The 12571-nt window shown below is 45.4% G+C and carries 15 protein-coding genes; 14 read left to right on the forward strand and 1 reads right to left on the reverse strand.

Annotation, left to right across the window (positions count from 1 at the left end; all coding sequences use genetic code 11):
* Position 1: 1 nt before the first annotated feature.
* The 14 genes from RBK99_RS03705 (at position 2) to RBK99_RS03770 (ending at position 11433) form a co-directional block, all read left to right on the forward strand.
* A complete protein-coding gene (locus tag RBK99_RS03705) occupies positions 2–493 on the forward strand; it encodes an LPS-assembly lipoprotein LptE (RefSeq protein WP_317503285.1) in 492 nt (163 codons plus the stop codon).
* A gap of 3 nt (positions 494–496) precedes the next feature.
* Positions 497–1579 carry a DNA polymerase III subunit delta gene (holA, locus tag RBK99_RS03710; RefSeq protein ID WP_317503286.1) on the forward strand — a complete coding sequence of 361 codons (1083 nt, stop codon included), beginning with the start codon at positions 497–499 and terminating at the stop codon, positions 1577–1579.
* The gene (gene nadD, locus RBK99_RS03715) at positions 1576–2205 is read left to right on the forward strand and encodes a nicotinate-nucleotide adenylyltransferase (protein WP_317503287.1); all 630 of its coding nucleotides are present in this window, start codon (positions 1576–1578) and stop codon (positions 2203–2205) included. Before holA ends, nadD begins: the two co-directional genes overlap by 4 nt.
* Positions 2206–2268: 63 nt before the next feature.
* Positions 2269–2586, forward strand: coding sequence for a ribosome silencing factor (gene rsfS, locus RBK99_RS03720; RefSeq protein ID WP_317503288.1), 318 nt, complete (start codon positions 2269–2271; stop codon positions 2584–2586).
* A gap of 3 nt (positions 2587–2589) precedes the next feature.
* Positions 2590–3060, forward strand: a complete 471-nt coding sequence (gene rlmH / locus RBK99_RS03725) for a 23S rRNA (pseudouridine(1915)-N(3))-methyltransferase RlmH (RefSeq protein WP_317503289.1) — start codon at positions 2590–2592, stop codon at positions 3058–3060.
* An 8-nt stretch (positions 3061–3068) separates the two neighbouring features.
* Positions 3069–4964, forward strand: a complete 1896-nt coding sequence (gene mrdA, locus RBK99_RS03730) for a penicillin-binding protein 2 (RefSeq protein ID WP_317503290.1) — start codon at positions 3069–3071, stop codon at positions 4962–4964.
* A complete protein-coding gene (gene rodA, locus RBK99_RS03735; protein WP_317503291.1) occupies positions 4951–6069 on the forward strand; it encodes a rod shape-determining protein RodA in 1119 nt (372 codons plus the stop codon). The genes mrdA and rodA overlap by 14 nt, the downstream gene beginning before the upstream one ends.
* Positions 6070–6084: 15 nt before the next feature.
* Positions 6085–7056: a lytic murein transglycosylase B gene (mltB, locus tag RBK99_RS03740; RefSeq protein ID WP_317503292.1), complete on the forward strand. Its 972-nt coding sequence runs from the start codon at positions 6085–6087 to the stop codon at positions 7054–7056.
* The gene (locus RBK99_RS03745) at positions 7043–7870 is read left to right on the forward strand and encodes a septal ring lytic transglycosylase RlpA family protein (protein ID WP_317503293.1); all 828 of its coding nucleotides are present in this window, start codon (positions 7043–7045) and stop codon (positions 7868–7870) included. The genes mltB and RBK99_RS03745 overlap by 14 nt, the downstream gene beginning before the upstream one ends.
* Positions 7871–7929: 59 nt before the next feature.
* The gene (locus RBK99_RS03750) at positions 7930–9084 is read left to right on the forward strand and encodes a serine hydrolase (protein ID WP_317503294.1); all 1155 of its coding nucleotides are present in this window, start codon (positions 7930–7932) and stop codon (positions 9082–9084) included.
* Positions 9085–9096: 12 nt separating this feature from the next.
* Complete coding sequence (ybeD, locus tag RBK99_RS03755) at positions 9097–9363, forward strand: DUF493 family protein YbeD (RefSeq protein WP_317503295.1); 267 nt, start codon at positions 9097–9099, stop codon at positions 9361–9363.
* A gap of 44 nt (positions 9364–9407) precedes the next feature.
* On the forward strand, positions 9408–10073 hold the full coding sequence (gene lipB / locus RBK99_RS03760) for a lipoyl(octanoyl) transferase LipB (protein ID WP_317503296.1): 666 nt from the start codon (positions 9408–9410) through the stop codon (positions 10071–10073).
* Positions 10057–11025, forward strand: a complete 969-nt coding sequence (gene lipA / locus RBK99_RS03765; RefSeq protein WP_317503297.1) for a lipoyl synthase — start codon at positions 10057–10059, stop codon at positions 11023–11025. Before lipB ends, lipA begins: the two co-directional genes overlap by 17 nt.
* Before the next feature lie 15 nt (positions 11026–11040).
* On the forward strand, positions 11041–11433 hold the full coding sequence (locus tag RBK99_RS03770) for an MAPEG family protein (protein ID WP_317503298.1): 393 nt from the start codon (positions 11041–11043) through the stop codon (positions 11431–11433).
* A 7-nt stretch (positions 11434–11440) separates the two neighbouring features.
* Here RBK99_RS03770 and RBK99_RS03775 read toward each other — a convergent pair whose 3' ends face one another.
* Positions 11441–12559, reverse strand: a complete 1119-nt coding sequence (locus RBK99_RS03775; protein WP_317503299.1) for an SEL1-like repeat protein — start codon at positions 12557–12559, stop codon at positions 11441–11443.
* Positions 12560–12571: the final 12 nt, after the last annotated feature.

A 12571-nucleotide genomic window follows, 5' to 3' on the forward strand; every position in this document is an offset into this window, starting at 1 on the left:
TATGCGTATTGGCTTAAATCTTATACTCATGCTGACTCTGGTTGCCACACTAAGCGGTTGTGGCTTCCAGCTCAGGGGAAACTACCAACTTCCTGAAACACTTCAATCTGTTTCACTGGAAAGCTACGTTTCTAAAGAATTAAGCGAGCATATGAAACAGCGCTTCGTTCATTCAGGCATTAAGGTCCTCGACGCAGAGGAGCCAACAGTTCGTCTCATTTCCGATAAATTAGAGAGAAGAACCTTATCGCTATTTGAAAGTGGCCAGGTCGCCGAATATGAGTTGTTGTATCAAGTAAAATATCAACTGGTACAAGGTAACCAACTACTGCTTGAACGTACTGTTGAGGTCGCCAGGGACTATCAAGACGATCCTAACTTTGCATTGGCTAAAACTCGTGAACGAGAAATGCTCGTTGATGAGATGAGAGCTGAAGCATCAAGACGTATTTTACAGCAGATCATCTCTGAGATGTCGGAGCAAAGCCCTTAGGTCATGCAAACTCTATATCCGGAAAAGCTCGAACCCTATCTGCAGCAAACGGGCACTCCCCCTGTTCTGTTGGTGTTTGGCGATGACCTTCTGCTTCGCAATGACGCACTGACCGTTATTCGTAAACATTTAGCCGGAAACGATCTCGAGCGTGTTCACTGGCTACAAAGTAAAGACTTTGACTGGCAACAACTCTCTTCCGGTGAGCAATCCATGAGCCTCTTCGGCAATTTACGCCTGATAGAACTTGAGTTACCGGAGAATAAGCCCGGTCGGGATGGATCTGCAGCTTTAACCGAGTACGCACAAAACCAAACAGAAAATGAAGTGCTTGTCGTCATTGGTGACCGACTTAAAAAAGAAACGCAGAACAGTCGCTGGTTTAAAGCACTATCAGAACGAGGCCCACTGGTCAGGACACAGAGTCCTGATAAGTCACAGCTTCCGGCCTTTATTCACCAGCGAGCGCAACGCTATCAGCTTACTTTAGCTAAAGGTGTACCGGAGAAGCTATCCGACTGGTTTGAGGGAAACTTGCTTGCCCTCGATCAGGAACTTAGCAAGTGGCAATTATTGACTAACGACGGTGTTATCACAGAAGACTTTCTTAAAAACTCAATTGATGATGTCAGCCGTTTTAGTGTGTTTGCATTGCAAGAAAGCATTCAGCAGCAAGACTTCGATGGCGCATTGCATCGCCTCAGTCGCCTGCTCGATGAAGAAAATGATTTTCACCGACTTATTTGGATTTTACAACGTGAAGTCCAATTGCTCACGGCATTAAAAAAATCTCAGCAGGCTCAGAGCGATGCCACTGCCCTTTTCCGGCAGTTTATGATTTGGCCGAATCAACAACCAGGCTACCACAAACGATCGACTCAACTCGACATGAAGACACTGCAAGGTGCGCACAGACTAGTCGAACGAATAGAGGCAGCTCTCAAACTCGATAGCGGCGAATCCCCCCTTATATTAACAACACACCTACTGAGTTTACTGTGTTGCACCAATGCCGATGAGATTAATCAAGCGCTTTCCGCGTTTAACCATGGCATTGAACCCAAAGAGCAGTTTATCCAATTATGATGCGCGCAATTTTTGGCGGAACCTTTGATCCCATTCACAATGGTCATATAGAAACCGCTAGTGCTTTAATCAACGAGCTTAATATTTCAACCTTATCGCTCATGCCAAGCGCCATTCCTCCCCATAGGCCCCAGCCCGGAGCCAGCGCCTCACATCGACTGGAAATGGTTAAGTTAGCCTGCTCGCATCACCCTGCTTTCGAAGCTGAAGACTGGGAATTAAAGCAGGATAGGCCTTCTTATACAGCGAACACATTAAGTGAGTTCAATAATCGTTTCCCAGATGACTCGCTTCTGTTCGTTATGGGAATGGATTCTTTAATGAGTCTTCATCGATGGCATCAATGGCAGCAGCTTAGCGACTACGCTCACCTCGTGGTTATGCCGAGACCCGGAGTCGATTTTAATGTTGAAAACGAACGTCTAAAAGACTTTATATCAACACATTTAACTCACGTTAAAGGTGATTTAGAACACCAAAAATCAGGCTTACTGTATATTGCAAAAACTCCCATGGTGGATGTTTCAGCAACTGAACTCCGTGAACGGCTTCAACATCGTGAGCATGACCTGCCTCTTCCGGACACTATTTATGACTATATAAGACAACATCAGCTGTATTTGTAGCTGAACACTTTTCTTAATTTCTGTTAAACTTCGGGTTTTAATCCTCAAATCGGAGAAAATCTTTTGCAGGCAGAAGAATTGCGTGAATTTGTCATTGATAAAATCGATGACCTTAAAGGTCGTGACGTTCAAATTTTAGATGTTCATGATAAAACTGACGTTGTTGACTATATGGTTATCTGCTCTGGCAGCTCGAAAACGCATGTGCGAAGCATTGCTGAACATGTTGCCACAGAAGCCAAACATGCTGGCACCCCGCCTATCGGCGTAGAAGGTGGCGAACAATCTGAATGGGTCCTGGTTGATCTTGGTGATGTCGTTGTACACGTTATGCAAGACAGTATTCGCGACTTCTATCAATTAGAAAAGCTCTGGGGTTAGTCGGTGCAAATTCAATTACTCGCGGTTGGTACTAAAATGCCGACCTGGGTTACTGAAGGCTTTAATGAATATAAAAAGCGGTTCCCGGCAGATTGTAAACTCGTACTGCATGAAATAGCAGCGCAGAAGCGAACTCGCAAAGCGGATCTAAAGCGTGTCATGCAACAAGAAGGGAAGCTTCTTCTGCAAGCGATACCCAAAGGGAACCGAATTGTAACTTTGGAGGTCACAGGTAGAGACTGGGACACTCCAAAGCTTGCTCAGCAACTGGAAAAGTGGCAAATGGACGGCAGAGATGTCACTCTGTTGATCGGTGGCCCTGAAGGCCTCTCCGAAGAATGTCTTGGAGCTGCCGAACAACGTTGGTCTTTGTCTAAGCTAACCCTGCCCCATCCTATTGTGCGGCTTATAGTAGCTGAGAGTTTATATCGGGCCTGGAGCGTAAATAATAACCATCCGTATCATAGAGAATAATAATAACAATGCGCCAGCGCACACACATACGTGATCACGAAACCGAAGCAGCTCTTTTCAGCCGCCGTGTTCTTGTTGCAATGGCGGTCGTTGTTACTGTATTTATTACGTTAGCATCCAACATGTACCATTTGCAGGTCAGTGAACATAATGAACTGCAAACACGTTCTAACGATAATCGAATTAAACTATTACCTCTCGCCCCTAACCGCGGATTAATCTATGATCGCAACGGGACTCTATTAGCCGAAAATATACCAATTTACAGCTTAGATGTAACGCCAGAGGCTATTCCTGATCTCGATAAAACCTTAAGCCAGCTTCAGCAGTTGCTTGACTTCCCTGATAGCACCTTAGTTCGCTTTCACCGCAATTTAAAAAATCAACGACGCTTTAATAACGTACCGTTGCTTGATAATTTGAATGAACGACAATTGGCTATTTTTGCGGCACAGCAATATAAATACCCTGGGGTTAGTATTGAAGCGCGATTGATACGAAGTTATCCACATAAAGAGCTGCTCACACACGCTGTTGGCTATGTCGCTAAAATTAACCCAAACGACGTTAAACGACTACGAGAAAATGACGAGTTAGCTAATTACGCAGCAAGTCGTACTATTGGAAAGCTGGGTATAGAAAAATATTACGAAAAAGTGCTGCACGGCAAAGTCGGTTACCAAAGTGTTGAAGTCAACAATCGGGGGCGGGCTGTGCGAACACTGAGTGTAGAAGCACCGGAACCCGGCCAGGACATTGTCCTGGAACTTGATTTGGCGTTACAGCGTAAAGCGTTAAATTTGCTTGGCGAAAAGCGAGGCTCCATCATATTAATGGATGCCAAAACCGGTGGTGTACTGACCATGGTCAGTACACCAAGTTATGACCCTAACTGGTTCGTTAACGGCATTTCCTACAAACAATATCAGTCTTTACTCAATTCGACGGAAAGCCCGCTACTCAACCGAGCCACTCAAGGTGCTTACCCTCCGGCTTCAACAATCAAGCCTCAAATTGGATTGCTGGGATTAGAAGAAGAAATTATTACCAGAAAGACACGTATATGGGATCCTGGCTGGTTTGAAATAGATGGCGTCGACAGGCGCTATAGAGATTGGCTTGCCTGGGGCCATGGCTGGGTCGACATCGAAACAGCAATAACCGAAAGTTGCGACACCTTTTACTACGACCTGTCACTGAAGTTGGGCGTGGATAAAATCTCGGGCTTTATGAGAAAATTCGGATTCGGTGAAATGACCGGTATCGATATTGGAGAGGAAGTTTCCGCTTTAATGCCATCCAGAGGGTGGAAGCGCGCCAGATTTGGACAGCCTTGGTACGCGGGTGAAACGCTTTCGGTTGGTATAGGCCAAAGTTACTGGACCGCCACTCCGATACAACTGGCAGTAGCGACAGCAATGATTGCAAGAAACGGTGAGCATCCAGTGCCTCGTCTGTTGCAGGGTAAAATAGACGAAGGTGTCTTCGAAAAAGCGCCCATTATTCATAAAGAGCCTTTAACACTGTCTGATAGCGACAACTGGGACATCATCAATAATGCCATGCGCAACGTCAACATGACTCCGAAAGGTACCGCTAATAATGCCTTTGAGGGTGCACCCTACACATCGGCAGGAAAAACCGGCACGGCTCAAGTCCGCAGTCTGGGACAGGAAGAAGAATACAACGCTGAAGACATAGCAGAACGCTACCGCGACAATGCAATGTATATAGGGTATGCCCCCGCCACCAATCCAGAGGTTGTCGTTGTGGTCGCTATTGAAAACTCTTTAGGAGGTGGCGGGAGTATCGCGGCGCCAGTAGCCCGAGAAATGCTCGACCTCTGGCATCTACGATTTAATCAAGGCAAAAAACAGCAGGTAAAAACACATGCTGACGACTGAAGAGCGCCAACGTAATCCCTTATTGAAAAAGCTGCACATTGACGGTCCTTTGATCATTCCTTTAATCATACTGTCTATTGTCAGCTTATTTGTTATCTATAGTGCGGCCGGGCAGGATATAGCCGTAGTTCAACGACAAGCTGTACGTATTGGTTTATCGTTTGTTGTTCTTTTCGTCGTGGCACAAATACCCCCTCGTGCGCTATCACGCTTTGCTATCCCCGCTTTTCTTGGTGGTATCTTACTTTTAGTTGCAGTGCTTGTATTCGGAGAGGTTGGTAAAGGTGCACAGCGTTGGCTAGATCTTGGCCCGATAACCATTCAGCCATCTGAAATCATGAAGTTAGCTATGCCATTGATGCTAGCCTGGTACATGAATCAACACCCTATCCCTCCTTCCATCTATCGGCTGTTTGGCGCTATGCTTCTGGTCATTATTCCAACCGTATTAATTGCAAGGCAGCCCGACTTGGGAACCTCGTTATTGGTTGCCAGCGCCGGAATCTTTGTCATTTTTCTGGCTGGACTCAGTTGGAAATTAGTGGCAACTGCAGCACTTGCTATTGCAGCATTTACTCCAGTGCTTTGGTTCTATCTTATGCATGACTACCAACGTCAACGAGTACTGACTTTCTTAAACCCGGAACGTGACCCATTAGGCGCCGGCTATCATATTATTCAGTCAAAAATAGCGATTGGTTCAGGTGGTATAGACGGCAAGGGCTGGTTACAAGGTACGCAATCTCAATTGGAATTTTTACCGGAACGCCATACTGACTTTATATTTTCCGTTTTCAGCGAGGAGTTCGGCCTTACCGGAGTCATTCTTCTACTTGCGCTGTACGGATTTGTTATCTTACGCGGACTTATCATCGCTCTGCAAACACAGGATATCTTCAGCAAATTACTCGCGGGCTCCTTAACCCTGACGTTCTTCGTTTATGTCTTTGTAAATATTGGTATGGTTTCAGGACTATTACCTGTGGTTGGGGTACCATTGCCTCTGATCAGTTATGGCGGCACGTCCATGGTTACATTAATGGCGGGATTTGGCATGCTAATGTCTGTTGCCACCCACCATCGTTTAGTGATGAAAAATGGATAGAACAAAGGAACTTTTATGCGAATTCTATTTGGGTTAGCTTTGCTAACCGCAACAACCAGCTTACCAATTAATGCTCAAGAGCAAAGTCCTGAAGTTGAACAGTTTATTCAGGAACAAGTGAAGCAACATCAGCTGGATGAAGAAAAAGTACGCCAGTGGATGCAAGCAGCAGAAAAGAACACTGAGGTACTGGAAGCAATTCAGCGTCCTTGGGAAGCTAAACCATGGTACCAATACCACCCTATTTTCTTAACAGAAAAACGTTTAAAAGCTGGCCTTTCTTTCTGGAATAAACATCAAGAAACATTAACGCGAGCGGAAAAAAAGTACGGTGTCCCGGCGCAAATTATCGTTGCTATTATTGGTATAGAAAGCTTTTACGGTAGTTACATGGGGAAATATTCTGTTTTAGACTCTTTATACACTTTAGGATTTCATTACCCTCCACGAGCAACATTCTTCCGTTCAGAACTGAGTGAATTTTTCCAGCTTGCCTCAGAAGAAGACTGGGACGTAGCTAAAGCTAAAGGTTCTTATGCCGGGGCTATGGGTTTCGGCCAGTTTATTTCTTCGAGTTACCGGCATTACGCCGTCGATTTTGACAACGACGGGCAACGGGATATTTTAACTAACCCGGTAGACGCCATTGGCAGCGTCGCTAATTATTTTGCTATGCACAATTGGGCTCAAGGTCAGCCTGTTGCGCAGCTGTTGCCTGAGGGCCAAGACTGGGAAGCCTTAGTTAGCAATGGTATGAAACCCAATATGACACGCGCAGAAATTAGACGTAGGGGTTATGAACTTCCTCAGAGTAAGAACGTCAATGGTGATACCAAGGTGCGCGTATTCGAATTTGAAACAAAAAACTCCCACGATTATTGGCTGGGATATCACAACTTCTACGTCATTACCCGATACAATCACAGCCCACTGTATGCAATGGTCGTTTATCAGTTTAGTGAGCAGCTCAGAAATGAAAAGGACTAATCTTGGCCTGTCGCTGCTGAGTGTCATCATACTCAGCAGTTGCTCAAGTAACCCTCCGGGGCGATACGATCAGCACGAAGACAGTGCACCAACTCGTTTACCAATTCAATCAGAATTACGCAACGCAGTCCCTGTGCATGAGCCGCTAAGTCCGCAGGGTAATAGAGATTACACCGTTATGGGTAATCATTACCAAGTGATGGACACTGCCGAAGGTTATACTGAGGAAGGTTATGCATCATGGTATGGCAATAAATTCCATGGCCACCTCACTTCCAATGGTGAGTACTATGATATGTACAGTATGACCGCTGCACATAAGCGATTACCGCTGCCTACTTATGTTGAAGTCACCAATTTACGAAATGAACGCAGCGTTATTGTAAGGGTGAACGATCGTGGCCCATTTCATTCTCAACGTATTATTGATCTATCTTTTGCTGCTGCTTACAAGCTAGGCATGCTCGATAAAGGCACGGCCCCGGTCAGGGTAAAAGCGATTACATTGAATACCCCTATGCCCAAAGGCAACTCAACGATACAAGTCAACCAACACGTTTACCATATACAATTGGCTGCTTCATCAAATAGAAACCGTTTATCGCAGCTGAAGCACGACTTACCGACAGAACTAAAGAAAATTGCAACTACTGAGCAAACGAATGGTCTACATAAACTGATGCTAGGCCCTGTTCCGGAAGACGAAAGTTATCGTCTTTTAGAACAAATGAGAACCTCTGGATATCCAGGTGCCTTTCGAGTAAAGACAATGCAAAACGAGCTGGATACTCCTGACGTTACGCGCCAGAAGTGATATGATCCGGGCTGTTACGCACACAATTCATTTTGACCGATAAGATAAAGATACTTCCAATGAAAAAAATTTGTCATCTTTTTACCGCAGTAATTCTATTATTCAGTTCAGCCGCTTTCGCTCAATCTTTGGTACCGAGTCCACCATCAGTTAATGCCGAAGCCTATATACTTATCGATCACACCACAGGCAAGGTGATAGCAGAAGGAAACTCTAGCAAAAAACAACCACCTGCAAGCCTGACTAAAATGATGACCAGTTACATTATTGGCAAAGAAATTCAGGCTGGACGTATTAATTCGACGGATATGGTTACAATTAGCGAAAACGCCTGGGCTAAAAACTTTCCAGAATCTTCTAAGATGTTTATTGAGGTAGGCAAGGAAGTCAGCGTTGCCGATCTGAATCGCGGTATTATCATTTCGTCCGGTAACGATGCCTGCGTTGCAATGGCTGAATACATTGCCGGTAGCGAAAGCGCTTTTGCAGGGTTAATGAATAATTACGCAGAGCAAATTGGCATGACGAACAGCCATTTCGCCAATAGCCATGGCCTACCAAGTCCTGAGCAGTATGTTTCGGCGCGCGATATGGCAACATTAGCCAGTGCATTAATTGAAGAAACACCTGAAGAGTATAAATTATATTCTCAAAAATCATTCACCTATAACAATATAAAGCAGTACAACCGAAACTCACTATTGTGGGACAGAAGCTTAAATGTTGATGGCATAAAAACAGGCCACACTAATGAAGCTGGCTACAACCTGGTGTCCTCAGCGGTAGAAGATGGCACCCGATTAATTGCGGTTGTTTTAGGTACGAGCAGTGAACAAGCCCGTAAAATTGAGAGTAAAAAGCTGCTAAATTACGGCTTCCGTTATTACGAAACTGTAGAAGCATACAGCGCCGGAGAAAGCTTTGTTTCCCATCGTATCTGGGGCGGAGATTTGGATGAAGTTGCCTTGGGTATCAGCGAAGATGTGGTCATCACGTTACCTAAAGGGCAACGAGATAAACTTAAAGCGAATTTCGAGCTTGATCAGGAATTGCAAGCACCGCTATCCAAAGGCCAGCATGTTGGTACCGTTTACCTTCAGTTGAATGGTGAAGATGTTGCTTCATTTCCTTTAGTCACGCTACAAGCGGTTAAAGAAGGTGGTTTCTTCAAGAAGATAATGGATTATATAAAGCAGCAGTTTATTCAGAAATAAAGGGTTACGAACATGCAAAAAACTCGTTTTGACGAACTGGTAGATTTTCCCTGTCACTTTACTTTTAAGGTGATGGGGGTTGCTAGTGAGAGTTTACCGGATCAAGTTGTCGAGGTTTTACAAGAGCATGCTCCGGCTGATTACAGTCCCTCAGTAAAACCGAGCAGTAAAGGAAATTATCATTCAATTTCTGTTGCTGTGCGTGTTGAAAGCCAGGAGCATATCGAAACTCTTTATCGTTCTTTGTCTGATATTGAGGATGTTCGTTACGTTCTGTAGCAGCAGGGCTAGCCGTTGTTGCTGACAAACGTTATAATGCAGGCATGAACGATACCCTAATTATTCGTGAATTAGGCAGGCAGCCATACGAACCCGTGTGGCACGCTATGCAGCAATTCACTGATCAGCGCGACGAGCACACTGCCGACGAATTGTGGGTGGTTGAGCATGATCCTGTCTTTACCCAAGGGCAGGCTGGAAAAGCTGAACATATACTGTCTCCGGGTGACATTCCGGTTATTCAAGTAGACAGAGGCGGACAAGTGACTTATCACGGTCCTGGCCAGCTTGTAATCTATTTTCTTCTTAATATCCGCCGTCTTAATTATGGTGTCAGGCAGCTCGTTAACCGTATTGAAAACACCGTTATCGACACCCTTTCCGAGTACGATATTGAAGCCCAGGCCCGACGTGATGCACCGGGTGTTTATGTCGGTACAGATAAGATTTGCTCACTAGGGCTCCGCATTCGCAAAGGCTGTTCATTCCACGGGTTGGCGCTGAACGTCAATATGGATATGGAACCTTTTTCCCGAATAAACCCATGCGGTCTTTCGGGCATAAAAATGATTCAAACAAAGGATCTTAATGGTCCTGGTAGCTTTAGTGAAGCGGCTGATGCAGTAATAAAACACTTCACCAGTTCACTTTCCTACAGCAACATTCTTCAACAAACGGGACTCGCTCAAGATTATGTCAAAGCCAGTTAGAGTTGAACCTGGTGTCAAAATGCGTGACGCCGATAAAATGGCACTGATACCAGTACAGATTATTCCCACAGAACGCGATCAAATGTTGCGTAAGCCATCGTGGCTGAAGGTAAAACTGCCTTCATCAACTGAGCGTATTGATGAAATAAAACAAGCAATGCGCAGCCACGGCCTGCACTCTGTTTGTGAGGAAGCTTCCTGTCCTAATTTACCGGAATGTTTCAACCACGGTACAGCCAGCTTTATGATTCTGGGTGATATTTGCACACGCCGCTGTCCATTTTGTGACGTTGCTCATGGTCGTCCCCTCCCCCCCGATCCGGAAGAAGCGGAAAAGCTGGGAGAAACCATTCGGGACATGAAAGTAAAATATGTGGTTATTACCTCAGTTGACCGTGATGACTTACGCGATGGTGGAGCTCAGCATTTTGCTGACTGTATTCGTGCCATTCGTAAACACAGCGAAAACAACATTCAGGTAGAGGTATTAGTACCCGACTTTCGTGGTCGTATGCAGGTAGCACTTGATATTCTTAAAGGTGAAGCGCCTGATGTATTTAACCACAACCTTGAAACAGTACCGCGCCTTTATAAAGCCGCCCGTCCGGGGGCTAACTATCAGTGGTCATTAGACTTACTGCAAAAATATAAAGAAGTTCGCCCCGACATTCGCACTAAATCGGGTCTTATGGTCGGTCTCGGCGAAACTAAAGAAGAAATACTGGAAGTCATGAAGGATCTTCGTGCGCACGATGTCGACATGTTGACCATAGGCCAGTATTTACAACCCAGTCGCCATCACATTCCCGTCGCTCGTTATGTGCATCCGGATGAATTTGAAGAACTGCGAGTTGCGGGCGTTGAGATGGGCTTTAGTCACATTGCCAGTGGTCCATTAGTACGCTCCTCTTACCACGCTGACTTACAGGCAGCGGGTGAAACCGTACGTTAATTAGGAAGAATGACCATGAGTCTTTTACTGTGGTGTTTACTGATTGCCGGAGTCTTGCCTATTTTGGCCAAGGCTCCTGTGGTTTATTTTCAAAATCGTGACAATGGTTATGATAATCAACATCCCAGAGCTCAACAACAGCGGCTGCTCGGGCGTGGCGCCCGAGCCGTTGCAGGTCATTATAATGCCTATGAGGCCTTTCCCCTTTTCGCGGCAGCCATTTTAGCGGCTATAGCAACGTCTCAAGTCACTGAGCGAATTGAGTTTCTTAGTATTGCTTTTATAGCACTCCGAGTGCTTTATCACATTGCCTATTTAAGTAATTACGACAAGCTTCGCTCTTTGATTTGGTTTTTGGCCACACTTTGTCCAGTCTTAATTCTGGCTCAGGTCGCTATTGCTGTCTAAATACCATTTATTGGTTCGTGATAAGTTTCAGATAGAGCTCTGGCCAAAGTCCTGTGCTATGGGCTTCCATTGCAGTCTGGGTTCTAACCGGGCGCCACGCTTGCCTTTCACTAATGGAATTACAGGTGTCCGCTTTGTAAAGACCTACTTTAGCCCCCCCAGAGCTTCCTAGAAGCCATTGCTGCCCTTTTTGTGTTGCTATTCTTTGCCAAGAGCCAATTTCCTTTCTCCAGGGTCCAGGCAAACCCTTATAAATTTCTTCTACTTGAGCCGCCGAATAGCTCCGCCCAGTGTCTGTAACGACAATATTAAAGCTTTTGTGATGGTAATTGCCATAACAAAACTCACGAGCTAATGGCTCAGACATTTCATATTCGTCGGCTAATCCCATCCAGTGCCCTAACTCATGTTGAATAACTTTTTTAGAGCTATCAGAAGTCAGCGTCAACGTATCATTAGTGGCGCTAGCAATACCTTTATCCGCTAGTATGACCTGCTTATTAAACGTTTTCTCAGACTCACAACTTGCCCGATTTCGCTCTGAACGGCTGATACACGACAAGCTACTGTCTTGTACCCAACTGATACACCAGTTGCCGCTATCAAACGGGGAGCTTTCAACCGCGTCTAAGAAGTTGAGATAACGCTCTTTATCACCCAGTCCGGCCGCTATCACTTTTATCGTCATTCCACACTGTTTCGTCCGCTGGTATCGACTAAGTAACGCTTGCTGGCGAATAAGCCAGGGTTCATTACTGTCTGCCCAGCGACGCTGCCATTGAGTTATAGAAATATTTTCATCGGCAAGTTCAGCGGTCGCCACCTCACGTTGAGCTGACAAGTCCCCTGCTTCAGCGGCTAATCTAAGCCAGTCATCATGAGAGGCAGGAAATTGATGGATCAAATTTTCTATAGCGGGATAAAACTGTTGTTGCGCTGCTCTTTGCCACCAGTAGTGTGCACCTGTCCTACTTTGGTTTTCCCAGTACTCCTGCCCCAAACGGTACTGCGCAACCGCATTACCGTTGTGTGCTCGCCAGTTGAGTTGCTGTTGCTCATTGTAGACTTGATGGGACCAGCCACTGAATCCGATGATAAACAGCAACATCCCAAGTCGCAATTTCATCGATTCATCCTG

The sequence above is a fragment of the Idiomarina solivarensis genome (genome assembly GCF_033052755.1).
Classification (GTDB): Bacteria; Pseudomonadota; Gammaproteobacteria; order Enterobacterales; family Alteromonadaceae; genus Idiomarina.

What these genes read in the sequence shown, in the direction of transcription:
- RBK99_RS03705 (WP_317503285.1), top strand. Translation starts at nt 2, where the DNA reads ATGCGTATTGGCTTAAATCTTATACTCATGCTGACTCTGGTTGCCACA.
- holA (WP_317503286.1), top strand. Translation starts at nt 497, where the DNA reads ATGCAAACTCTATATCCGGAAAAGCTCGAACCCTATCTGCAGCAAACG.
- nadD (WP_317503287.1), top strand. Translation starts at nt 1,576, where the DNA reads ATGATGCGCGCAATTTTTGGCGGAACCTTTGATCCCATTCACAATGGT.
- mrdA (WP_317503290.1), top strand. Translation starts at nt 3,069, where the DNA reads ATGCGCCAGCGCACACACATACGTGATCACGAAACCGAAGCAGCTCTT.
- rodA (WP_317503291.1), top strand. Translation starts at nt 4,951, where the DNA reads ATGCTGACGACTGAAGAGCGCCAACGTAATCCCTTATTGAAAAAGCTG.
- mltB (WP_317503292.1), top strand. Translation starts at nt 6,085, where the DNA reads ATGCGAATTCTATTTGGGTTAGCTTTGCTAACCGCAACAACCAGCTTA.
- RBK99_RS03745 (WP_317503293.1), top strand. Translation starts at nt 7,043, where the DNA reads ATGAAAAGGACTAATCTTGGCCTGTCGCTGCTGAGTGTCATCATACTC.
- RBK99_RS03750 (WP_317503294.1), top strand. Translation starts at nt 7,930, where the DNA reads ATGAAAAAAATTTGTCATCTTTTTACCGCAGTAATTCTATTATTCAGT.
- ybeD (WP_317503295.1), top strand. Translation starts at nt 9,097, where the DNA reads ATGCAAAAAACTCGTTTTGACGAACTGGTAGATTTTCCCTGTCACTTT.
- lipB (WP_317503296.1), top strand. Translation starts at nt 9,408, where the DNA reads ATGAACGATACCCTAATTATTCGTGAATTAGGCAGGCAGCCATACGAA.
- lipA (WP_317503297.1), top strand. Translation starts at nt 10,057, where the DNA reads ATGTCAAAGCCAGTTAGAGTTGAACCTGGTGTCAAAATGCGTGACGCC.
- RBK99_RS03770 (WP_317503298.1), top strand. Translation starts at nt 11,041, where the DNA reads ATGAGTCTTTTACTGTGGTGTTTACTGATTGCCGGAGTCTTGCCTATT.
- RBK99_RS03775 (WP_317503299.1), bottom strand. Translation starts at nt 12,559, where the DNA reads ATGAAATTGCGACTTGGGATGTTGCTGTTTATCATCGGATTCAGTGGC.